Raw genomic sequence first — 23980 nt, 5'->3', positions numbered from 1 at the left:
CTCCCGGAGCGGGAGCGTATCGAATGGTCAGATTGTAACATGAGCAAGGTGATAATTACCAAGCAGGGCGAAGGCTATACCTCAAGATAATCGAGGATCCCCTCCGCGGCCTTGCGCCCTTCGTCAATGGCCGTGACCACTAAGTCGGAGCCCCTAACGGCATCGCCACCCGCAAAAATCTTTTGGTTGCTGGTCTGGAAGGCAAAGTTGGCGTGCTCCGGTGCCTTGACCCGTCCCCACAGGTCGAGTTCGACATCGAATTCGCTAAGCCACGGCATGGCATGGGGTTGGAAGCCAAAAGCCATAATCACCGCATCGGCAGGCAGAACATGTTCGCTGCCCGCAACCGGCTCGGGGCGCCGGCGGCCGGCGGCATCGGGCTCACCGAGTGCTGTTTTGATCATTTTCACCCCGCAAATGTGGCCGGCGCTATCTAGCTCTAGCCCGACAGGTTGCAGGTTGAACATGAATTTGACGCCTTCCTCCTTGGCGTTTTTTACCTCGCGCTTGGAGCCGGGCATATTGGCCTCGTCACGGCGGTAGGCACAGGTTACATGCTTCGCCCCCTGGCGAACCGAAGTGCGGACACAGTCCATCGCGGTATCGCCACCGCCGAGCACCACGACTTGCTTGCCCTTCATGTCGATGAAAGCTTGATCGGTATCGAGCTCCATGACTTGGTAGGTATTGGAGATCAAGAAAGGCAGTGCATCGTAAACGCCCGGCGCATCTTCATTCTCCAATCCGGCGCGCATATTTTTATAGGTGCCCACCCCGAGGAATACCGCATCGTAGTCGGCAATCAGCTCTGCCATGGCAATGTCTTTACCCACCTCGGTATCAAGGCGGAACTCGACACCCATCTCGGTGAAGATCTTGCGACGGTTGATCATGACCTCTTTTTCCAGCTTGAACGACGGGATACCGAACGTCAGCAGGCCGCCAATTTCTGGGTAGCGATCGAACACCACGGGTTTTACGCCGTTGCGCACCAAAATATCGGCACAAGACAGCCCCGCCGGGCCGGCACCAATAATGGCCACTTTCTTATCGGTCCACTCGACATGTGACATGTCGGGCTTCCATCCCATCTTGAACGCCTTATCGGTAATGTATTTTTCGACATTGCCGATAGTGACGGCGCCAAAGTCGCTATTTAGGGTACAAGCCCCTTCGCACAGCCTGTCCTGCGGGCAAACCCGACCACAGACTTCCGGCAGGGTATTGGTTTGGTGGGACAGTTCCACGGCTTCGATGATCCGTCCCTCGTTGGCAAGTTTCAGCCATTGGGGAATGTAGTTATGAACCGGACACTTCCACTCGCAGTATGGGTTGCCGCAATCCAAGCAGCGGTCGGCTTGGGCGCTGGCCTGCTGCTTGGTAAACGGTTCGTAGATCTCGACAAATTCTATCTTACGTACCTTGAGCGGCTTCTTGGGTGGGTCGATCCGCGCAACATCAATAAACTGGTATACGTTCTGGCTCATCGGTTTCCCTCCCTATTGTGCTTGAACGCGTAGCTCGGCAGACGAGCGACTTTGGTGGCCGAGCAGGGTGTTAACATCCGCTGATTTCGGCTTGGCAAGGTAGAAACGCGGGATCCAAGCATCGAATTCAGCCAAGATCTCCTGCGCCCGGTCTGAGCCCGTTTGCTCGAGGTGCTGGTCGATCAGGCCACGCAGGTGCTCCTGGTGGATTTTAAGATCTTCCAGCGGGATTGCCTCAACCAGCTCTTGGTTCACGCGCCCGGCAAAATCGCCGTCTTCATCGAGGATATAGGCAAAGCCGCCGGTCATCCCCGCGCCGAAGTTAACCCCGGTTTTGCCTAGAATGGCGATGATACCGCCAGTCATATACTCGCAAGCGTTATCACCGGCTCCCTCGATCACGGCGACGGTGCCTGAGTTGCGTACCGCAAAGCGCTCGCCAGCCTTGCCGGCTGCGAACAACTTGCCGCCGGTTGCCCCGTATAGGCAGGTATTGCCGATGATGGTGGCGTCGCTGGACTTAAAGGCCGAACCTTGCGGTGGGCGGATGATGATTTCGCCCCCGGTCATCCCCTTGCCGACATAGTCGTTGGCATCGCCTGTCAGGTATAAATTCAGGCCGCCCGCATTCCAAACCCCGAAGGATTGGCCGGCCGTGCCGGTAAGGTGGAGGTTGATTGGGCTCGCCGCCATTCCCTGGTTGCCGTAACGTAACGCAATTTCGCCAGACAAGCGGGCACCGACAGAGCGGTCGGTATTGCGGATCTCGCGGTAGATATCCATGCCGCTGCGCTGGTCAATCGCAGGCAGTGCCTGTTCAAGCAGCTCGGCGCTGAGCTTGGCATCGTCGAAAGGCGTATTCGGCTCGCTGCAATAGAGGGTTTTGCCCGCCAGCGGCGTAGCCGTTGCCAGGATAGGCGATAGGTCGAGCTTGCTCTGCTTGGCGGTGAAGCCCTCGAGCACCTCGAACAAATCTGTTCGGCCAATCAAGTCGGTGAGCTTTTCTACCCCTAGCTGGGCAAGCAGCTCCCGTACTTCTTCCCCGAGGCCAACAAAGTAATTCATGACTTGCTCGGGCAAGCCCTTGAAGAAATCCCGGCGCAGGGTTTCGTCCTGTGTCGCGACCCCAGTCGCACAGTTGTTGAGGTGGCAGATCCGCAAGTATTTGCAGCCCAAAGCCACCATTGGGGCGGTACCGAAGCCGAAGCTTTCGGCGCCGAGGATTGCAGCCTTAACAACATCAAGCCCGGTTTTAAGCCCCCCGTCGACCTGCAAGCGGATCTTGTGGCGAAGGCCGTTGGCAACCAGTGCCTGCTGTGTTTCGGCCAGGCCGAGTTCCCACGGGCTACCGGCATACTTCACCGAGGTGAGCGGGCTGGCACCGGTACCACCGTCGTAACCGGAGATGGTGATCAGATCGGCATAAGCCTTGGCAACGCCGGTGGCGATGGTGCCGACACCCGGCTCGGACACCAATTTGACCGAGACCATCGCCGATGGGTTGACCTGCTTGAGGTCGAAAATCAGCTGGGCGAGATCTTCAATCGAGTAAATATCATGGTGCGGTGGGGGTGAAATCAGGGTTACGCCGGGTACCGCGTAGCGAAGCTTGGCGATTTCGGTGGTGACCTTGTGGCCCGGTAACTGGCCGCCTTCGCCGGGTTTTGCCCCTTGGGCGACCTTGATCTGGATGACATCGGCATTGGCCAGGTAATGTGGGGTCACCCCGAACCGACCGGAAGCAACCTGCTTGATCCGCGAGTTGCGCTCGCTATTGAAGCGGCGGGGATCCTCGCCGCCCTCGCCGGAGTTTGAGAAACCGCCAAGGCGGTTCATGGCAATGGCTAATGCCTCGTGCGCTTCCGGGCTGAGGGCGCCAATCGACATCGCTGCGGAGTCAAAGCGCTTATACAATTCAGTGGCGGCTTCAACCTGCTCAATGTCAATTGGGCTGTCCGACTGTTTCAGCGCCAGCAAGTCACGAATGGCCGCGACGGGGCGTTCGTTTACTTGCTGGGCAAAGGCGAGGTAATCCTGGTAATCGCCCGATTTAACCGCTTTTTGTAGCGTGCCAACCACATCCGGGTTATAGGCGTGGAATTCACCGCCGTGGACATATTTCAACAGGCCGCCATGCTCGATGGGCTTGCGCTTGAGCCAGGCACGGCGGTTGAGGTTGAACAAGTCCTGTTGGAAGTCGGCAAAGCCGGCGCCTTGAATACGGCTGGAAACGCCCTTGAAGCAGAGGTCGATCACCTCGTCGCTAAGGCCAACGGCCTCGAACAGCATCGAGCAGCGGTAGGAGGCGATGGTCGAGATCCCCATCTTGGACATGATTTTATACAGTCCTTTGTTGATCCCGTTGCGGAAGTTCGCCATGACCTCGCGGTATGGCTTGGAGATCGCGCCGCTATCAATCAGCTTGCCGAGCGACTCGTAGGCAAGGTACGGGTAAACCGCCGTCGCCCCGAAGCCAAGCAAGACGGCAAACTGGTGCGGATCGCGGGCGGTGGCGGTTTCAATCACGATATTGGCATCGCAACGGAGGTTTCTTTCCACCAGCCGGTTTTGTACCGCACCGACAGCCATGGCTGCCGGAATGGGTAATTTGCCAGGGTTGATGCCACGGTCGGACAACACCAGCAGCACGGTCCCATTTTGCACCAAGCGCTCGGCTTGATCGCAAACATCAATAATTGCCTGCTGGAGATCTTTTTCGCTTGGGTCGAAGTTGATGTCGACAATGCTGTTGCGGTAGTGCTGGTTATCCAACTCGAGCAGCTGAACCAGATCCGAATACAGCAACACCGGCGAGCCGAAGGCAACGCGGTAGGCGTGGCCGTCGGTTTCGTTGAACACGTTCATTTCGCGGCCGATACAGGTTGCCAGCGACATCACGTGCTTTTCGCGAAGCGGGTCGATTGGCGGGTTGGTCACCTGAGCAAACATCTGCCTGAAATAGTCGGTGACGGCACGCTCTTTCGAGGAGAGGACGGCCATAGGGGCATCGTCGCCCATAGACCCGGTTGCCTCTTGGCCGTTTTCGCCGATCACCCGCAAGACTTGGTCGAGTTCTTCGCGGTTGACGCCATACAGTTTTTGGTAGGTGCTAAGCTCGTGATCGTCCAGCGAACGGCTACCGACTTGTTCGTCGCCCAAATCCTCGAAGGGGATCAGCCGCTTAACATGGCTATCCATCCAATCTTTGTAGGTATGGCGGCTCATCAACTCATTATCGATGTCCTTGGAGTGCCACGTTTTGCCGAACTTGGTATCAATGACCAACAACTCCCCCGGGCCGACCCGGCCTTTTTCTGCCACTTCATCGGGGGCGTAATCCCAAATACCGACTTCAGAAGCCAGGGTGATCAGCTTGTCCTTGGTGATCACGTAGCGGGCAGGGCGCAAGCCGTTGCGGTCAAGGTTACACGCGGCATAGCGGCCGTCAGACATCACGATGCCAGCGGGGCCGTCCCAAGGTTCCATGTGCATGGAGTTAAAGTCATAAAATGCCCGCAGCTCCGGATCCATATCCGGGTGGTTTTGCCACGCAGGCGGCACCAGCATTCGCATGGCTCGGAACAGATCCATACCGCCGGACAGGAACAGCTCAAGCATATTGTCGAGGCTCGATGAGTCGGAGCCCGTTTCGTTGACAAACGGCGCGGCGGTTGGCAAATCCGGTAGCAACGGCGAGGAAAACTTGTAGGCACGTGCCCGTGCCCATTGGCGGTTACCGGCGATAGTGTTGATTTCACCATTGTGCGCCAGGTAGCGGAAAGGTTGAGCCAGCGGCCAGCGGGGTTGGGTGTTGGTTGAAAAGCGCTGGTGGAACAAACAGATAGATGATTCTAGCCTGATGTCGCCCAGATCTAGGTAGAACCGGGGCAAGTCGGCAGGCATACACAGCCCTTTATAAACCGTCACTTGGGTTGATAGGCTACAGATATAAAAGTCAGGATCTTGGGTGATACGTTTTTCAATGCGGCGGCGGGCGATATAGAGACGGCGGTCGATGTCACGCGGCTTCCAGCCGGCAGGGGCATTGACGAAGACTTGCTCGATGGTCGGCAGTGTTTCGGTTGCAATCGGACCGAGCACCTGTGGGTTGATCGGGACTTCACGCCAGCCAACCAAGGACAGGGTTTCCTTTGCCAGCTCTTCGTTAATGATGGTGCGGGCTTGTTCGGCGCGTACCGGGTCTTGGCTAAGAAAGATCATGCCAAGGGCAAATTCGCGCGATAGCTTCCAGCCTTTTTCTTCGGCGACAATGCGATAGAAGCTATCGGGTTTTTTCATTAGCAGGCCGCAGCCATCGCCGGTCTTGCCATCGGCTGCTATCCCGCCCCGGTGGGTCATGCGATCCAGTGCCGAAATAGCAGTTCGTACTAATTTGTGGCTGGTTTCCCCTTCTATGTGGGCAATTAATCCAAAGCCACAGTTATCTTTGTCTAGCATTGGGTCATACAGCGTCATTGCAACTCTCCCTTGCTTCTGCCTGATTAAGCAGTTTTACTGCATTTTTGATGGCCATCCTGGCTATCGAGAACTTACCTCAGCACTGTTTCCTTTGATATTTTTTTGCGCGTATAGGGTACGGCTATCGATATTTATGTGCTTCCAGCGACCTTTCAAGTTAACGAGTATTTACAAAAAGGTCAAACTTTCACCGAGTGTTTAACATCTCGGGTCTCAGTACCATTAAGTAATATCGCGAGTGAGATCCCATTTGGCACTATGGAGAGGGCAGGAGGAGGATAAATGTAGGGCAGGGACGTTTGACGAAATAAAAAGCCGGCTCATCGGAGCCGGCTTGGTGTTTGTGCTATTTGCCTATCTACCTATTTGCCTGTTTGCAAAGGGCGCGGTTAGGCATTCGAAAGCATCAGCGAATCTGCCTTGGCTTCCAGGTTGGTGTTACCCATCAGGAAGTCATCGATTTCACGGGCACATTCACGGCCTTCGTTGATACAACGTACCACCAGAGACTGGCCGGTACGCATATCGCCTGCCGCAAACACGCCTTTCTGGTTGGTTGCAAAGCTTTGGGTTGCCACATTGCCACGCTCGTCCAACTTGATATCAAGTTGGGCAAGGACACCTGTCGGCTCAGGGTGTAGGAAACCCATTGCCAGGAAGGCCATATCACAAGGGATGATACGCTCAGAGCCTGCCACCTCGGTGAAGTTCGGACGCTCGCCGGCCTTGGCTTCTTCCCACTGGATGTCAGCGATACGCAGTGCTTTGACGTTGCCCGCCTCGTCGCCAATGAACTCTTTGGTCAAGATATTCCAATGGCGCTCACAACCTTCCTCGTGCGACGTCGAGGTTTTCATGATCATCGGGTATGACGGCCATGGCTGGTTGGCTGGACGCTTCTCCGGCGGGATCGGCATGATCTCAACCTGGGTAATGCTGGCAGCACCGTGGCGGTTGGAGGTACCCACACAGTCAGAGCCCGTATCACCACCGCCGATAACAACCACATGCTTGTCTTTGGCGTGGATTTCTTCGGTTTTCAGATCCATGTCGTTGGCACGACGGTTGTTCTGCGCCAGGAATTCCATGGCGAAATGAACACCTTTCAGCTCGCGGCCCGGGATTGGCAGGTTACGCGGCACGGTAGAGCCACCGGTTAGCAGCACAACATCAAAGTCTTGGCGAAGTTGCTGGGCGTTGATATCAACACCAACGTGGGCGTTGACTTCGAACTTGATGCCCGCTTCTGCCATTAGGTTGATCTTACGGTCGATAACATCCATGCCAAGCTTGAAATCCGGGATCCCGAAGCGAAGCAGGCCACCCACTTTTTCGTCGCGCTCAAACACCGTTACGCAGTGGCCGGCACTGTTTAGCTGCTCGGCCGCGGCTAGGCCCGCAGGGCCCGAGCCGATGATCGCGACTGTTTTACCTGTGCGCGAGCGTGGTGTTTTCGGTTTCGCGTACCCTTCGCGGTACGCGGTTTCAACAATGGTTTTCTCGATATTACAAATCGTGATTGGGTCTTGGTTGATACCCAGTACACAGCCGCTCTCACAAGGGGCTGGGCAAACACGACCGGTAAACTCCGGGAAGTTGTTGGTCGAACTCAGGATGTTCCACGCTTCTTCCCAGCTATCGCGGTAAACTGCATCGTTAAACTCGGGAATAATGTTCCCGATCGGGCATGAGTTGTGGCAGAAAGGAACGCCACAATCCATACAGCGTGAAGCCTGTGTATTGATCTTATCGCCGAATTCTTCGTTCAGGACAAACTCCTTGTTGTCCTGAATTCGAACGCTAGGCTCTAACTTCTTTGGCAGCTCACGGCCAAACTCTAAAAATCCAGTAGGCTTACCCATTGACGGCCTCCAACTCTTCCTTGTTTTCTGCTTCTGTCTTGCGCTTTTGTAGTACTGCCTTGTAATCCCTTGGCATCACTTTCACCATCTTCTCAAGGTTCGCCTCGAAGTTAGATAGGAAGGTTTCTGCAACAGTACTGCCGGTGAGTTCAACGTGCTTGGTTAGCATGTCGCGCAGCAGATCTTTGTCTTCCTGCTCGATTGGGTCTAGGTCGACCAACTCAGGGTTTAGCTTGGTATCGAAGTCTTCGAACTGATCCCAAACATAAGCCACACCGCCACTCATGCCCGCGGCAAAGTTACGGCCTGTCTGGCCCAGGATAACGGCGACACCGCCAGTCATGTATTCACAGCCGTGGTCGCCCACGCCCTCAACAACCACCTTGGCGCCAGAGTTACGCACACAGAAGCGCTCACCCGCCATACCGCGGATGTATGACTCGCCTGATGTGGCACCGTAGAAACATACGTTACCCACTACGATGTTGTCTTCTGGGATAATGTCAGACTTGGCATCCGGGTAAAGCACTAGCGTACCGCCCGATAGGCCCTTACCCCAGTAGTCGTTGGCATCACCTTCCACTTCGAACTTAACGTTCTTGGCCAAGAAGGCGCCGAAGCTCTGTCCCGCCGAGCCCTTGAACTTAACGTTCATTGGCTGTGGCAAGCCTTTGTCTTTGTAAATCTTAGAGATTTCATTCGACAGCATAGTACCGGCACTGCGGTCGGTGTTGATGATGTCAAACTCGGCATCCACTTGCTTGCCTTCGTACAGCGCAGGGGCCGCCGCTTCAATTAGCTTGCGATCCAGTACTGCTTCAAGGTTATGGTTCTGCTCGCGCTGGTTGTAAACACCGTCTTCCTCACGGGCAGGCTCGATAAATAGCACAGGGCTTAGATCGAGGTTCTTGTACTTCCAGTGGCCGATGTCTTCGCGGATCTTCAGCTTATGCGATTGACCAACCATTTCGTCAACCGTACGGAAGCCTAGCTCAGCCATGATTTCACGCAGGCCTTCAGCCATGTACTGGAAGAAAGTCACCACGTCTTCGACACGACCGTCGAAGCGCTCACGCAAAGTCTTGTTCTGGGTTGCGATACCCACCGGGCAAGTGTTCTTGTGACACTTACGCATCATGATACAGCCTTCAACCACCAAGGCGGCTGTTGCCACGCCCCACTCCTCGGCACCCAGTAGGGTGGCGACAGCAAGGTCACGCGGGGTTTTCATCTGGCCGTCGGTCTGTACAACGATACGGTTACGCAGGCCGTTCTTCAGTAGCGTCTGGTGGGTTTCAGCCAGACCTAGCTCCCAAGGCAGACCCGTGTGACGGATAGACGACATCGGAGATGCACCCGTACCGCCGTCGAAGCCTGCGATAAGCACAACGTCGGCCTTCGCCTTGGCAACACCTGAGGCAATCGTACCGACACCGGCTTCCGATACCAGCTTGACGTTGACGCGGCCTGCGCGGTTGGCGTTTTTCAGATCGTAGATCAGCTGTGCCAAGTCTTCGATAGAGTAAATATCGTGGTGTGGCGGTGGCGAAATCAAGCCGACACCTGGGGTCGAGTGACGCGTCGCGCCGATCCAGTCATCAACCTTGTCGCCTGGTAGCTGACCACCTTCACCCGGCTTCGCACCCTGCGCCATCTTGATCTGAATTTCATCAGAGTTGGTCAGGTAGTAAGAGGTTACACCGAAGCGGCCTGATGCTACCTGCTTGATAGCAGAGCGCTCCCAGTCACCGTTGTCATTCTTCTCGAAGCGAGCCGGATCTTCGCCGCCCTCGCCCGAGTTCGACTTGGCGCCGATGCGGTTCATTGCTACCGCCAGGGTCGAGTGAGCTTCGTACGAGATAGAGCCGAAGCTCATTGCACCGGTGGCAAAACGCTTGAGGATGCTCTCGATAGGCTCAACCTCTGCCAACGGGATTGAACCGGTTGGGTTCTTGATAAAATCAAGTTGGCTACGCAGAGTGGCTGCGTCATCGCCCTGGGCATCGACAGCTTGGGCGTACTCTTTGAATTGAGCATAGTCCTTGCCGCGGGTCGACTGCTGAAGCAATGAAATGGTTTCTGGGTTGAACAGGTGTTTTTCACCACGCTGCTTCCACTGGTAGACACCACCGACATCCAGCATTTGGATAGGCACTTCACGTGTCGGGTAGCCAAGGCGGTGGCGAACCAATACTTCCTTGGCGATATCATCAATGGTCAGGCCCTGGATACGCGAAACGGTACCGGTGAAGTACTTATCAACCACAGACTTGCTGATCCCCAATGCTTCAAAGATTTGTGCACCGTGGTAGGACTGCAGCGTTGAGATACCCATCTTGGAGAAAATCTTCAACAGGCCGCTGTTCACACCCTTGCGGTAGTTGTTGAACAACTCTTCGGTTGGCGTTTGCGGGTCAAGCTTACGCTTGCGCTGTAGGTCAACGATGGTTTCGGTGACCAAGTACGGGTTAACCGCGTTGGCACCGTAGCCCACCAAGGTTGCAAAGTGGTGGGTTTCACGCGCATCACCGGTTTCAACCACGATGTCACACTTGGCACGCAGGCCTTTGCGGATCAGGTGGTGGTGAACCGCACCCACCGCCAGCATTGCCGGGATGGCAGCATGGTTGGAGTTTACCGCGCGGTCGGTCAGGATAATGATCGAGTAGCCGTCGTTAACCGCATCTTCCGAGTACTGGCAGATACGCTTCAGGGCGCGCTCTAGCTTGCCGTCTTCGCCGCTGGCACGGAACACGATATCCAGCGTTTTGGCCTGCAGGTGCTCGTTATCGATGGCACGCAGTTTTTCCAGCTCGGCATTGCTGAGTACCGGCGACTCAATCTCAACCTTCTGGCAGTGCTCAGGGGTTTCTGTTAATAGGTTCTGATCTTTACCTAGGTAGGTGTTCAGCGACATAACCATACGCTCGCGGATCGGGTCGATCGGCGGGTTGGTTACCTGGGCGAACAACTGCTTGAAGTAGTTGGACAGGTGCTGCGACTGGTGCGACAGCACAGCCAGCGGCCAGTCGGCACCCATGGCGCTTAGTGGCTCATAGCCTGTTTTCGCCAGCGGTACGATGATGTCATTGACTTCTTCCGAGCTCATACCGAATGCTTGCTGGTGGTGCAGCAGGCGTTCTGGCGTTGGCTGGTGGTGCATGTTGTCTGCTTCTGGCAGGCTCTTTAGCGTTAGCAGGTTGTCTTTCACCCACTGCTCGTAAGGCTGGGCCGAAGCGATAGAGTCTTTGACTTCTTCGTCGGAAATGATGCGACCTTGCTCTAGGTCGGCAACGAAGATACGGCCTGGTTGCAGGCGGCCGCGGAACTGGACGTTTTCCGGCTCAATTTCAACCACGCCAGACTCCGATGCCATGACGAGGAAGTCGTCTTTGGTCACGGTGTAGCGCGATGGGCGCAGGCCGTTTCGGTCAAGGGTTGCACCTACCTGGACACCGTCGGTGAAACATACGGATGCCGGGCCATCCCATGGTTCCATCACGTTGGCATGGTACTGGTAGAAGGCGCGGCGCTTCGGATCCATGTTCTTGTTTTCTTGCCAAGCCTCAGGGATCAGCATCATTAGCGCATGCGGCAGGCTGCGGCCGGACAGCACCAATAGCTCCAACGCCATGTCGAAGTTGGATGAATCCGAGCTGCCTTCCTGGCAGATAGGCAATAGCATGTCGATTTCTTGCTGGCTGAATAGCTCAGATTCAAGAATGGCTTCACGGGCCTTCATCCAGTTCAGGTTACCGCGAACCGTGTTGATTTCACCGTTGTGGGCAATGTAACGGAAAGGCTGCGCTAAGCGCCATTTAGGGAAGGTGTTGGTCGAGAAGCGAGAGTGCACCAACGCCAGCGCCGTTACCATCGACGGGTTTTGTAAATCTAGGAAGTACTGAGGCACTTGCTCTGTGGTTAGCTGGCCTTTGTACACCAATGTCTTGTATGACAGAGAGTTAATGTAGAAATCGTCGCCGATGTTCGAGATGCTTTCCAGGCATACGCGAACGGTATAGTTACGCAATACGTATAGCTTGCGCTCTAGCTCGGCCGGGTCAAGGTTGGCACCACCGGTGATGAATACATGCTCGAACTGCGGCTCGGTGCTCAGCGGATCGTCACCAATCATCGAGTTGTCGACAGGTAGCACACGGTAGCCGATCACTTCTAGGTCAAGGCGTTTGGCATTGCGCTCTAGAATATCGCGGCACTGCTGGCGTTTGTATTCGTCTTTAGGGAATAGCACCACACCCACACCGTATTGCTCGAAGCCCGGCAGGCGGATACCTTGCTTGACGGTTTCTTCAAGAAGAAACTCATGGGGTTTTTGCAGCAGAATACCGGCACCATCACCACTACAAGGGTCACAGCCTTGGCCTCCACGGTGTTCCATCCGTGCAAGCATATCAAGGGCTTGGGTGACGATTTCATGGGATTTGCGGTTCTTCAAGTGGGCCACAAAGCCGATACCACAGGCATCGTGCTCTAATTCAGGCACATAAAGTCCCTGAGCATTCAGCTCTTGATCTGTCATAGATACTTCCTTCCAGTTTCAACAGACGCCGATCCAGGCATCTGAGTTATCCCTAATTTTGTTTTGGCATCACCGACAGCCTGTAATGGACTCCTGTCCGGCGGTCGATAATGGTGTTTGCAGTCGGGTGATGTTCAATATCACAAGCAAACGAAATTCTGTGGCACTCTCGCTCTGGTATGCGAAAGGACTACTTTTTTGAAGGGCTGCGACATATATCACTCTGAATTGGCAATATACAGTCACATTTATTGTTCATAAATTGCACACAGCTGTAACTATCCTACATTTTTGATTTATTAATTACCAACAAAAATTAACCTCAAGCCATCATTCCCTTTACCCAGAATGCATCATTTTTGCTTTTTGCTGGGTGAATATTCGGGAATGGTTCTCATTTTGCATAAAATCCTGCTAGTAACCCTGCTGGCTATAAGGTTATGAATAAATGGCGGTGTTTACCGACTGTTTCAGCATGTTGTTGCTTAGTTTCAGCCAAAGTGAAGCACGAAAATATTGGCTTTTTTTGCTTTGGCACAAATTCTAGGCGGGTATTCAGTGTTAACCTGTGCCGCTTTTTTCAACAACCGACACATTGGGTGACAAGATGCAGCTGCATGAACTGGTCAATACTTTTGGACAAGACTTACAACGCCGCTATGGAGAGAAGGTGCACAAACTGACTTTGCACGGTGGGTTTAGCTGTCCGAACCGCGACGGCACCATTGGCCGCGGTGGCTGCACCTTCTGCAATGTTGCCTCTTTTGCCGACGAGCAAGCGCAGTACAAGCCCATCGGCGAGCAATTGCAGCAGCGTGCCGGCGAGGTTAACCGCGCCAAGCGCTATCTGGCTTACTTCCAGGCCTACACCAGCACCTATGCCGAGGTACAAACACTGAAGGCGATGTATGAGGAAGCCCTGGAGGCTGCCGACATTGTCGGTCTGTGTGTGGGCACCCGTCCGGATTGCGTGCCGGATGAGGTATTGGAATTATTGGCCAGCTACCATGAGCAGGGCTATGAAATTTGGCTAGAGCTCGGCTTGCAGACGGCCAATGACAAAACGTTGAAGCGTATCAACCGCGGCCATGACTTTGCTTGCTACGAGGCGATCACCAAGCGTGCCCGCGCGCTGGGGTTGAAAGTATGCGCCCACTTGATTGTCGGACTGCCGGGGGACACCAAGGAGGACAACCTCGAGACGATTCGCCGCACGGTGGCCGCCGGTGTCGATGGTATCAAGCTTCACCCGCTGCACATTGTCGAAGGCAGCATCATGGGCTTGTCATGGAAGGCCGGGCGCTTATCCGAGCTCACGCTAGAGCAATACACTGATATTGCCTCCGAGATGATCCGCCTGACCCCGCCAGACGTCGTGTTCCACCGCGTGTCAGCCAGCGCACGCAAGCCAACCTTGCTGGCGCCGGAGTGGTGCGAAAACCGCTGGTTGGCGATGACCGACATTGGCCGCAACCTCGATAGCCAAGGTGCGCAGGGCAGCGCTGTTGGCGAGCCGTTTGTCTACCAACCTATCGTTCGCAAAGGCTGAATATCGAGTCCTTAAGGGCTGAACATGGCGTAAACAGCAGTAAAAGCAGAGAGAAGGGTTAAGTTCCTGTTGCGAAATATGGTAGATTACGGGCAATTATATGTACCTAATCAAAGCCTATGCTGACCTTCTGGCGGGAAACTATAAGCCTTTTCTTATCTCTGTGCTGTAACTTGGCTGCCCGTTCAATCAGGGGGGCAAAGCTATCGTGCCTGGATATGCATCACTGACACTGTGTTTGAGTGTCAGCCTTGCTGGTTTTTCTGCACCAGCCAAGGCGAATATGCTGGGCAACGCCAACCCGACGCTATTACTTTCCTTGCTGATCTTGGCCATCGTGGTGGGGTGCGGCTTACTGGTGTTATTGATTCACCACCTTGAATTTCTCTCCTTTCGCAAAATGCACGCGACCCTCACCAATATGCCGATTGCGGTTGCCGTGCTGAGGAAAAAAGACTGTAGCTTGCTCTATGCCAACAAGCCCTGCCGCGAGTTGATGGGGGTGAGAAAAATCAATGACCGCTACCTTTACCCGGATGATATCAGCGCCCAGATGGTCAGCGACTTCCTGCGCCCGCTTAACAAGCTCAGCGGCTTTAAAAATATTGAAGAAGAGTACCAACTGCTAAACGGTAAAGCCGTCAAGCTGTCGATTTCAGGCCAGTCGGTGCGTTGCCAATGGCAGCCGTGCTGGATGCTGTTTGTGGAGCTCAAGCGGGAAAAGCGGGGCAACCATGCCAAGCTGGAGCAAGAGCAGCGGGTTTTCCAGCAAGTGCTGAACTCGTTGTCTGAATTGGTCTATTTCCAGGATAAAACCGGTGCGCTGATTGGTACCAACAAGGCCTTTGACCGTTTCTGGCGTGGCCGGGTGGAAGAAGGCGTTGCCGATCATGATATTGCCCTTCCCGTGGTGAGTGGTGCGACGCATAGCTGGACGACGGCGCCGGACGGCTCGAGCCGCTTGCTGGAGACCAACCGAAATTTGCTGATTGGCGATACGGGCGAGGCCATTGGCACCCTGAGCATTAGCCATGATGTGACCGACTGGCATGAAATGCAGGAAGTGCTGACCAATGAGATTGAAAAGCGGGAAGTCACCGAGCAGGCATTGGCGCAACGCAATACCTTGCTTGATACCATTTTGAATGCCAGCCAAGACCCGATCGGCTTGTATAACGAGCACGGCGTGTACGTTGGTTGTAACGAGCCATTTGCCCGTTCGTTGGGCCATACATCGGAAAGCTTGCTTGGCAAGCGGGCGAAGGATGTGCTCAAGCCCGAGCAGTGGGCCGTGTTCCAACAGACGGACTTGCAGGTTATCAAGCAGGGCGAAAGCATCAAAATGGATGACTACGTGATTTTGGACGACGGCACGCCAATTTGGTACGAGGTGCTGAAATCCCCTTATCGCGATCCGACCGACGGCACCATGGGCGTGCTGGTAATGGCGCGGGATGTCACCGAGCGCAAGATGGCCGAGCAGCAGCTGGCTGACGCTATCATGGAGCTGCAGGAGCTGAGCTTTATTGATAGCCTGACCAAGGTCGCCAACCGCCGCAGCTTTGATGAGCAATTGCAGCGGATGTGGCATGGCCATATTCGCGAGCAGCACCCGCTCACCTTGATCCTGTGCGATATCGATTATTTCAAAGCCTTCAATGACAACTATGGGCACCAGCAAGGGGATTTCGCCTTGCGGGAAGTTGCCAAGGTGCTGCGCAGTGTTGTCCACCGCGAGACCGATGTCGTCGCCCGCTATGGCGGCGAGGAATTTGCCTTCTTGCTACCGAATACCGACCTTGCCGGCGGGGAAAAGGTGGCTTGGAAGGTACACCGCGCGCTGTCTGACAAAGGCTTGACCCATATGTACTCGGAAGTCGACACCAAGCTGACGGTCAGTCTTGGTGTGGCAACCATCACCCCGATGCCGGGGCAGGATTACGGCGAGCTGGTCGAAATGGCCGATATTGCCCTGTACAAGGCCAAGGCGATGGGACGCAACCGCACCATGTCGATGTCGGATAACGATGAATTTTAACCGCAACAAAGCCTGCATCATGCAGGCTTTGTTGTTAAGGGGAAGTGGAAGAGCAGGGACGCGCGAATGTGGCGTATGTCCTTGGGTTATTGGCCCTGGCCCTTTATGATGGAAATAGCTCTCCTGATGGAACTTACGGGAAAAAAGAATGAAACAAATCAAAGTACTGGCGCAATTTTACGTTGATCTTATGGTCAAGCTGGGGCTTGTCCGCTTCAGTTTGTTGTTGGCATTGGCCTTGGTTGCGCTGGCTGTCGTGGTACAGGTGGGCGTCACCTTGGTGCTGCAAGGCGAAGTCCTCGATATCGACATTGTGCGATCGGTCTTCTTTGGTTTGCTGATCACCCCCTGGGCGGTCTATTTCTTGTCGGTGGTGGTCGACCAGCTCGAAGAGTCGCGCCAGCGCTTGTCAAAGCTGGTGACCAAGCTTGAAGAGATGCGCTCGCGCGATATGCAGCTGAACAAGCAGTTGCAGGACAACATCAGCCAACTGAACCTTGAAATCGAAGAGCGTGAAAAGGCGGAGGAGGCGCGCCAGGAGGCGATGTCCGATCTTGAAAACGAGGTCTACCAACGCGAGAACGCCCAGCTCGAACTTGCCGAGCAAAGCGCATTGCTGAAGTCGTTCCTCGATGCGTCGCCAGACTTGATTTATTACCGCAATGAAAAGGGCGAGTTTTCTGGCTGCAACCGCGCAATGGAAGAGCTGACCAACCGCAGCGAGAAGCAGCTGGTTGGCCTGACCCCATGGGATGTTTACAGCGAAGACGTCGCGCGCAAGATTGTCGAAACCGACCAGCATGTCTTCCACCAAAATGTCTCGCTGACCTACGAGCAGTGGCTGGACTATCCCGATGGCCGCAAGGCGGTGTTCGAGTTGCGTAAGGTGCCTTTCTATAGCCGTGACGGGCGACGCCTTGGCCTAATGGGCTTCGGCCGGGATATAACCGAGCGCAAGCAATATGAAGAAGCACAGGAGAAGGCCAGCCGCGACAAGACTGCCTTTATTTCTACCATCAGCCACGAGCTGCGCACCCCGCTGAACGGTATTGTCGGCCTGAGCCGAATGTTGCTGGAAACCAGGCTTAACGACGAGCAGCGCGATTACATGCGCACCATCCACGTTAGCGCGATCACCTTGGGCAATATCTTCAATGACATTATCGACATGGACAAGTCGGATCGCCGCCGCCTGGAGCTGATGCCGAAACCCATGGACTTTGAAGAGTTTGTTTGCGAAATGGACAACATTTCCAGCCTGATGGCAGAGCAAAAAGGACTACGCTTTGATCTTGAAAGGCTTACTGAGCTGCCGAGAAACATCAATGTCGATGCGACCCGCCTGCGCCAAGTGCTGTGGAACTTGATGAGCAATGCGACCAAGTTCACCAAGGACGGCGGGGTGGTGATGTCGGTCAGCAGCGACGTTGTCGATGAGCAAGCCCATATTACCTTTGAGGTGGAGGATAGCGGTATCGGGATCCCGCAGGGCGAACTCGATAAGATTTTTGCCATGTACTATCAGGTCAAGGATGAGAACGACAACCTCCACGCGGTAGGGACAGGCATTGGCTTGGCGGTTTCCCGTCAGCTGGTGCAGATGATGGGTGGGGATATCACCGTGACCTCCGAAGTCGGCGAGGGAAGTACGTTTACCGTTACCCTGACCGCGCCGCTGGTGGATGTGGTGGAAGAGGAAGAGGTGATGCCTCAGATCCCTCAGGCCAGCCTGAACATCTTCATGGTGGAAGACATCGAGCTGAACATCACCGTTGCCAAGGCATTGCTTGAGAGCCTTGGCCATGAGGTAACGGTGGCCATGCGGGGGGATGAGGCATTGGCCATGTTTGATCCTGAGGCATATGATCTGGTGTTGCTTGATATTCAATTGCCGGATATGTCGGGCTTCGATATTGCCAAGCAGCTGCGGGAGCAATACGACTACTTGCCGGCTTTGGTGGCGCTAACCGCGAATGTGATCAAGGATAAAAATGAGTACCTTGGAAAAGGTATGGATGATGCTATCAGCAAGCCTTTGAGTGTTAAGGCAATTACGGATGTTATCCAGCGTTTGGTATTGACCTGTCCGTTGGATGACGAAGAAGAAAGCGAGGAGGTTGAGGTGCAAAGCGATGATAATGCTCCAAGCGATGAAACGATTAATCAGTTGCTCGACCTCGAAATGCTGAGCTCGTATGTCGAGATTGTCGGCACCAAGCCGGTGTACGACAGTATTGCGATGTTCGAAGAGAAGATGCCGGAATACATTGAGATCCTTGATTCAAACATGACCGCCAAGGATCAAGACGGGATCAAGTTCGAAGCCCATAAAATCAAAGGGGCGGCGGGCTCAATCGGCCTCAAGCATATCCAGCAAGTGGCACAAAAGGCACAGTCGCCAGAGCTGCCGGCATGGTGGGAAAATATCAATGACTGGGTTGATGAAATCAAAGAGGGCTATCACAATGATCTTAAGGTCCTCAAAGAGTGGTTAGCTCAGCAGGAGAAGTAACGATGAGAGCGAGGGAATGGGTAGTTGCCAGTACCCTATTGCTGGCGCTTACGGCTTGCGGTGAGCGAGATCAGCCTGAAAAGGCTCAGTCGCAAGATCCCGGTGCGGAACAAGCCATGCCGGGGGAGGGTGAGCCATCGGATATGACTGGTGAGGATGGTGCGAAAGCCGCCGATGAGACTGAGGGCGGCAAAGATACCGCGGGTTCTTCTGGGGCAGAATCGCCATCAGCACCGGCCCAGTTGCCTGCCGAGGTCGATATTTGGCAATCTCCGAGTGAATTGGAGCTCGGCGGCGTGAAATTGAACCTTGGCAGTGATTTATGGCTCAACTCGATGCCGGTGATTGGCGATGACGGTACCAGCCCGGCCAATAAGCTATTTGCCTCGATAAAACTGCTGGCGCAAGATATGAAGCCTTTGCCGCAAGGGGTGGAAGTGCTGCAGGTCATGATTGTGCAAGGCGATCAGCAATGGCTGGCTAGCGAGGGGCTCGATATCCGTGCTGCCGGTGAAATGAGCGTTGAAGTGGCATTAAGCGGTGGGCCTGAATGGGTACCGGGCAGCAAGGCCGATATTGCGGTAACCGTGCTGTTCAAAGGCAGCGAACATATTTTGGTGGAAAAAGGGATTGTGATTGACCAGGTGTATTAGTGGCCTGGCGCGTTGCTCAAATACTAAAAAAGGCTCTTTATAGAGCCTTTTTTCATTACGGTATTAAGCAATTGAAAATGCTTGGCTACAACGAATTACTCTTCGTCTAGATCGCCACAGAAGCGGTAGCCTTCACCGTGAATGGTTGCAATGATTTCTGGCGTATCAGCAACAGATTCGAAGTGCTTACGGATGCGACGAATCGTTACGTCAACCGTACGGTCGTGTGGCTTAAGCTCACGGCCGGTCATCTTCTTCAGTAGCTCGGCACGCGTTTGGATCTTGCCTGGGTTCTCACAGAAGTGAAGTAGGGCACGGAACTCTGAACGTGGCAGCTTGAACTGATCACCGCTTGGGCTAACTAGAGAACGGCTGTTGATCTCAAGTGACCAACCGTTGAACTCGTAGCGCTCAACCAGACGCTTGTCTTCTGTTGGTAGGCCTTGGTTCATTGCGCGAGTCAGTAGGTTACGCGCACGGATAGTTAGCTCACGTGGGTTGAATGGTTTAGTGATGTAGTCATCAGCACCGATTTCAAGACCTAGGATCTTGTCAACTTCGTTGTCACGGCCTGTTAGGAACATCAGTGCCATATCGCCTTGCTCGCGCAGTTCACGGGCAAGTAGCAGGCCGTTTTTGCCTGGCAGGTTGATGTCCATGATCACTAGGTGAACAGGGTGCTCTGAAAGCATCTGGTGCATTTCTGCGCCGTCGTTTGCTTCAAAAACAGTATAACCCTCTGCTTCGAAGATGCTCTTCAGGGTGTTACGTGTTACGTGCTCGTCTTCTACAATAAGAATGTGAGGGGTTTGCATTGGCAGTACCTAATTTCTCAAAACGGAATCTGGTCAAAAACAGAATAGTTAAATTCTATAAAAAAAATTCACATACAGGCAAAGTATTACGGAAAATACACGTTATCGCTCAATTCAGCGGCCTGCTTGGTACGCCATCCATTTATCCAGCATCATCGAAGATGATCATTTCTTGCCGGAAAAGCCCAAAATTTAAAGGCATTGGCTACAATATCCCTGAGATGGCGACGATTGTATTCACTTAACAGCTCGCTAACAATAATCGGGCTTTGTTTCGATACTGCTTTCGGACACTTTCTTGATTTACATCAAACAGAATGAACTGTATTACGAATCTTCACTTTGTTTAACATTGGCTACAAAAATAATCCGTGTTGTCCGAGGCGTAGCTGTTTATGTGTGAACAACTATCGTTGTGGTGTAGCTATCAATCAGTTGTCTTTAACTTGAAGCAACACCCTGTTTACCCTTGCTTTGCAATTCTAACAGCATTTAATCCAAGAAGCATTGTTATTAGCCATCAGGTGAATAAAAAACGGCATCATATGCTGGTGAATGAATTATCCACTCTTACACTGCAGTTGCGGCCTATCTCGTGTAGCGCCATTGACGGTGATTGGCAGGAGCTGGGGGTGATGGCGGGGCTCCCGCTTGCCTCGGCCATCAACCTGGCCCGGCGCTGGGGGCAGAACGCCATTTACTGGGTTGAGGGAAACGATCTGTACTTGGTACCAGTGCTATTGCAAGGCCATGAAATACAAAGATTGGGTGATTGGCCTAGCTTTCTCTACACTTAGTGGGGAAGCGATAGCAGCTCAACATCGATGCAAGGAGAAAAGCATGAATGATCTCTTACCTGATTTGTGTGATCACTACGAGCAGGATATTCACTGGTTACCTTTAGCGATGCATGACTACGGCGGGCGCAAGGTGTTCTACGGTGAAGTCGTGACCCTGCGCTGTTTTGAGGACAACAGCTTGGTACGCGACATTGTCTCTTCTCCGGGTAAGGGCAAGGTGTTGTTTATTGACGGCCATGGTTCGAGCACCAAGGCGCTGCTTGGCGACCAGCTGGCGATGTTGGCCCACAAGAATGGCTGGGAAGGTATCGTGATTAACGGCGCGGCACGGGATATCGCCACACTGGCGACGATTGATATCGGGGTGAAGGCGTTGGGCACCTGCCCGATCAAAACCGTCAAGCGACAAACCGGGGAGCAGAATGTCACCCTTACCGTCGCCCATACCTTGGTTTATCCAGGCGATATGATCTATGCCGATTTGAACGGGGTTATCTTCAGCAAAGAGCCGTTGGATCTGTCCGTTGTGCCCTCATAGCCACACCAGGCTTGATGGGCAAAACGGGTTTGAGAGCAAAGCAAAGAGCAAGGCCGGATCTGATTTCGGCCTAAGTGCATTGGGGGGAGGCTAGAACTTAAAGCCGATACCAACCTGGTAGATTTGTTCCAGGGCTTCATAGTCCATGGTGGCGTGCAGGTTTAATGAATCGGTTACTTCGTACTGGCTGGAAACCTCCACGCCCATGGTGGTTTCGCGGTCGTAGGTCTCTGACGTTAAGGCACTTTTTAAGCTAAGTTTGCGGGAGAGACTATATTTGACCCCGGACAGCAGCCCTCGGCTTGCCGAATGCAGTTCGTTGCCCGACTTTAGCCTGGTGCTTAAGTACAGCTCGGTTTTATCACCGATGGAGTAAGAATAGCCACTATCGATTTGCCACAGGTCGAAATGCTCTGCCCCCCGGGATTGCGACGACAAGAACCACCCCGATGACGAATCGTCGTCATCAAGGATATCGAATATTCCATTTTCGGCTGCTGTTGTTGGTAATGCCACTACCAGCAGGGCAACTGTGAAAAGCATTTTTCTCATGCTTCACCTTCCCTGTATTTTTTATTGTGTATTTTATCGTTTTTTGTGTGTCTTATTTTTTATATAGCAAATTAATACTAGGATAAGTTGCATAAAAAAGACACTGGTTTATGCAACTGAACTCGACCCTTACGCTTGTAATTTATGTAACCTAAGCTGGCTTCGGTAAGGGAAAACGTCTTCATAGACCCCGTTTTTAATATTTTGCTGAAGCTGTTGCCAGTATTTGGGTTCGAACAAATCACTGTGCAGCTCGTTAAACAGTTTTCTCACCGTTGGGTTGATCAGCAGGAAGGTTCTGAACTCCTCCGGGAACACATCGTTTACCCCAACGCTGTACCAAGGCTCGGCGGCCATTTCGTCCTCCGGATAGCGAGGCGGCGGGATTTGGCGGAAGTTCATCTCGGTCATGTAGCTGATTTCGTCATAATCATAAAACACCACCCGCTTGTGGCGGGTAACGCCAAAGTTCTTGAACAGCATGTCGCCCGGGAAGATGTTGGCGGCAGCCAGCTGCTTAATCGACTTGCCGTATTCATCCACGGCGTGGCGAAGATCGTCATCGTTGGCTTGTTCAATGTAGATATTGAACGGGATCATCCTACGCTCGGTGTAGAGGTGCTTAATGATGATTTGATCATCGGTTACTTTGATAATCGAAGGGGCAACCTCGAGCAACTCTTGCAACAGCTCATCGCTGAAGCGGTGGCGCTCGAAAGTGAAGTTTCGGTATTCCTGGGTGTCAGCCATACGGCCGACCCGGTCGTGCTCTTTTACCAGCTTGTACTTCTCTTTGACCGTGGCGTGGTTGATGTCTTTTTGGGGGGCGAACTTATCCTTGATGATCTTGAACACGAAATCATATGACGGCAGGGTAAATACCGACATCACCATCCCCTTGATGCCTGGCGCGGTGACAAACTTGTCGTCCGAGTTTTCCAGATGGTGCAAGAACTCTCGGTAAAGCTCTGTTTTACCGTGTTTTTGACAGCCGATTGCAGTATATAGCTCGGCCTGGGTTTTGTTCGGTATCAGCTCGTTGAGGAAATGGACCAATGCCGCAGGCGCTGGTGCGTAGACCATAAAATAGGAGCGGGCGAAGCCGAACAAGATACTGACGTCATCGACATCGCACAGGCAGGCGTCGATGTACAGGGTATTGTCAGTGGTGGTTAATACCGGGAATACCAAGGGGATACTACGATCGTCGTCGATGCGCAGCCGGCCAATCAGGTAGGCGGCCTTGTTACGGAAAAAGGGTTCCCTGATCATTTCGATGACCGGTTGGCTGGTGATCGCAACACCCAGCTCGCGGTGGAGCCGTTGGCTGATCAGTTGGATATCCCGCGCCTTGTCTTGCCATTCAAGGGTGAAGGGAGTGTCATCGAGAATGCGATCGAGCAACGAGTGCAACCCTGCGCCCGTGTTGTAAAGCCGGGTCAGTGAGGTTGGGTAAGGGGGAACCCTACCTTCTTGCGAGCTATGGACAAAAAGCTTATCGCGGTTGATGTTGCGATGCTCGAAGATGCGGCAATAGACTGAATTGAAAAAGCTTTCGGCAATTTCATAGCGAGGGTAATCCAATAGGAGATCTTCGTAGGAAGCTTTGACCCCCATCAGGAAGGTATGGTTGGCGTAGCGCTTGCCAAGCATGATTTGAATTTGGCTGGTGACAAGGCCTACGTGATGATCGTAGAACTTGATCCGGGTTTTCAGGGCTTGCTGAACGGCAGGCCAATTCTTTGCCTCGAACCGCTCTTGGGCACCCGCTGTCACATCGAGAAAGCGGCCGTACATTGCATCAAAGCCCTGCAAAATGGTGTGGGCAACCAGTTGTTCCATTGCTGCGGTCATTCGGGATCCCTCCGAATCGTTATTCCCATCCTCGCAAATGGGGAAAGACTAACGGTATAAATATTGTTGGCACTGATTTACCGAACTGGCAAATGGATAAAAAAGCACCAGAACTTTACTATGCAACGGTAAAGAGTAGAGTGCAATCAATTGCTTGGTTTTATGTTCAAAAGGTATGCATTGATGTTGAAATCTTGCCCTGCTTGCTGGTTCGATGAGCTATATAATCGCCTTTTTATGTTGACTCTGGCAGCCTATTCAGGTAAACGTAAATAAATACAAACAATTGGCAGTATATCAG

Annotated in this window: 13 protein-coding genes; 6 read left to right on the top strand and 7 right to left on the bottom strand. The window is 53.5% G+C overall.

Going from position 1 to position 23980, the window contains the following annotated elements:
* Positions 1–74: 74 nt before the first annotated feature.
* The 4 genes from C9I98_RS14330 to gltB (C9I98_RS14315) all read right to left on the bottom strand — a co-directional run bounded on the left by C9I98_RS14330 (position 75) and on the right by gltB (C9I98_RS14315) (position 12368).
* Complete coding sequence (locus C9I98_RS14330; protein WP_107272128.1) at positions 75–1487, bottom strand: FAD-dependent oxidoreductase; 1413 nt, start codon at positions 1485–1487, stop codon at positions 75–77.
* Between the two features lie 12 nt (positions 1488–1499).
* Positions 1500–5963 (bottom strand): glutamate synthase large subunit, encoded by a 4464-nt coding sequence (gltB, locus tag C9I98_RS14325; RefSeq protein WP_036824571.1) that lies wholly within the window; start codon positions 5961–5963, stop codon positions 1500–1502.
* 392 nt (positions 5964–6355) lie between these two features.
* Positions 6356–7828 carry a glutamate synthase subunit beta gene (locus C9I98_RS14320; RefSeq protein WP_107272127.1) on the bottom strand — a complete coding sequence of 491 codons (1473 nt, stop codon included), beginning with the start codon at positions 7826–7828 and terminating at the stop codon, positions 6356–6358.
* Positions 7821–12368: a glutamate synthase large subunit gene (gene gltB / locus C9I98_RS14315; RefSeq protein ID WP_036822947.1), complete on the bottom strand. Its 4548-nt coding sequence runs from the start codon at positions 12366–12368 to the stop codon at positions 7821–7823. Before gltB (C9I98_RS14315) ends, C9I98_RS14320 begins: the two co-directional genes overlap by 8 nt.
* A 607-nt stretch (positions 12369–12975) precedes the next feature.
* On the opposite strand from gltB (C9I98_RS14315), the gene mnmL reads away from it, so the two are divergent.
* The 4 genes from mnmL to C9I98_RS14295 all read left to right on the top strand — a co-directional run bounded on the left by mnmL (position 12976) and on the right by C9I98_RS14295 (position 19120).
* A complete protein-coding gene (mnmL, locus tag C9I98_RS14310) occupies positions 12976–13917 on the top strand; it encodes a tRNA modification radical SAM protein MnmL/YtqA (RefSeq protein ID WP_107272126.1) in 942 nt (313 codons plus the stop codon).
* 208 nt (positions 13918–14125) lie between these two features.
* On the top strand, positions 14126–15955 hold the full coding sequence (locus tag C9I98_RS14305; protein ID WP_245907164.1) for a sensor domain-containing diguanylate cyclase: 1830 nt from the start codon (positions 14126–14128) through the stop codon (positions 15953–15955).
* Positions 15956–16103: 148 nt separating this feature from the next.
* Positions 16104–18467: an aerobic respiration two-component sensor histidine kinase ArcB gene (gene arcB / locus C9I98_RS14300; protein WP_036816824.1), complete on the top strand. Its 2364-nt coding sequence runs from the start codon at positions 16104–16106 to the stop codon at positions 18465–18467.
* Between the two features lie 2 nt (positions 18468–18469).
* The gene (locus C9I98_RS14295; RefSeq protein WP_036816825.1) at positions 18470–19120 is read left to right on the top strand and encodes a hypothetical protein; all 651 of its coding nucleotides are present in this window, start codon (positions 18470–18472) and stop codon (positions 19118–19120) included.
* 95 nt (positions 19121–19215) lie between these two features.
* On the opposite strand, the gene arcA is transcribed toward C9I98_RS14295, so the two are convergent.
* Entirely contained in the window at positions 19216–19935 is a 720-nt protein-coding gene (arcA, locus tag C9I98_RS14290; protein ID WP_036816827.1) for a two-component system response regulator ArcA, read from the bottom strand.
* Positions 19936–20330: 395 nt separating this feature from the next.
* Between arcA and C9I98_RS14285 the strand changes: the two genes are divergently transcribed.
* Both C9I98_RS14285 and C9I98_RS14280 read left to right on the top strand, forming a co-directional pair.
* Positions 20331–20732, top strand: coding sequence for a DUF3293 domain-containing protein (locus C9I98_RS14285; protein WP_051901832.1), 402 nt, complete (start codon positions 20331–20333; stop codon positions 20730–20732).
* Between the two features lie 43 nt (positions 20733–20775).
* Positions 20776–21273 (top strand): putative 4-hydroxy-4-methyl-2-oxoglutarate aldolase, encoded by a 498-nt coding sequence (locus C9I98_RS14280; RefSeq protein WP_036816829.1) that lies wholly within the window; start codon positions 20776–20778, stop codon positions 21271–21273.
* 90 nt (positions 21274–21363) lie between these two features.
* On the opposite strand, the gene C9I98_RS14275 is transcribed toward C9I98_RS14280, so the two are convergent.
* Together C9I98_RS14275 and aceK are read right to left on the bottom strand one after the other, a co-directional pair.
* Positions 21364–21825 carry a hypothetical protein gene (locus C9I98_RS14275; protein ID WP_036816832.1) on the bottom strand — a complete coding sequence of 154 codons (462 nt, stop codon included), beginning with the start codon at positions 21823–21825 and terminating at the stop codon, positions 21364–21366.
* A gap of 129 nt (positions 21826–21954) precedes the next feature.
* A complete protein-coding gene (gene aceK, locus C9I98_RS14270) occupies positions 21955–23679 on the bottom strand; it encodes a bifunctional isocitrate dehydrogenase kinase/phosphatase (RefSeq protein WP_036817764.1) in 1725 nt (574 codons plus the stop codon).
* Positions 23680–23980 lie beyond the last annotated feature (301 nt).

The sequence above is a fragment of the Photobacterium sanctipauli genome, from assembly GCF_003026495.1.
Lineage (GTDB): Bacteria > Pseudomonadota > Gammaproteobacteria > Enterobacterales > Vibrionaceae > Photobacterium > Photobacterium sanctipauli.
Note: the sequence above shows the minus strand (reverse complement) of the source record. Positions and strands in the feature narration are given on the sequence as shown.

Bases quoted from the DNA above. Each gene is read 5' to 3' on its own strand.
- C9I98_RS14330 (WP_107272128.1), bottom strand. From the start codon at position 1,487: ATGAGCCAGAACGTATACCAGTTTATTGATGTTGCGCGGATCGACCCA.
- gltB (WP_036824571.1), bottom strand. From the start codon at position 5,963: ATGACGCTGTATGACCCAATGCTAGACAAAGATAACTGTGGCTTTGGA.
- C9I98_RS14320 (WP_107272127.1), bottom strand. From the start codon at position 7,828: ATGGGTAAGCCTACTGGATTTTTAGAGTTTGGCCGTGAGCTGCCAAAG.
- gltB (WP_036822947.1), bottom strand. From the start codon at position 12,368: ATGACAGATCAAGAGCTGAATGCTCAGGGACTTTATGTGCCTGAATTA.
- mnmL (WP_107272126.1), top strand. From the start codon at position 12,976: ATGCAGCTGCATGAACTGGTCAATACTTTTGGACAAGACTTACAACGC.
- arcB (WP_036816824.1), top strand. From the start codon at position 16,104: ATGAAACAAATCAAAGTACTGGCGCAATTTTACGTTGATCTTATGGTC.
- C9I98_RS14295 (WP_036816825.1), top strand. From the start codon at position 18,470: ATGAGAGCGAGGGAATGGGTAGTTGCCAGTACCCTATTGCTGGCGCTT.
- arcA (WP_036816827.1), bottom strand. From the start codon at position 19,935: ATGCAAACCCCTCACATTCTTATTGTAGAAGACGAGCACGTAACACGT.
- C9I98_RS14285 (WP_051901832.1), top strand. From the start codon at position 20,331: ATGTGTGAACAACTATCGTTGTGGTGTAGCTATCAATCAGTTGTCTTT.
- C9I98_RS14280 (WP_036816829.1), top strand. From the start codon at position 20,776: ATGAATGATCTCTTACCTGATTTGTGTGATCACTACGAGCAGGATATT.
- C9I98_RS14275 (WP_036816832.1), bottom strand. From the start codon at position 21,825: ATGAGAAAAATGCTTTTCACAGTTGCCCTGCTGGTAGTGGCATTACCA.
- aceK (WP_036817764.1), bottom strand. From the start codon at position 23,679: ATGACCGCAGCAATGGAACAACTGGTTGCCCACACCATTTTGCAGGGC.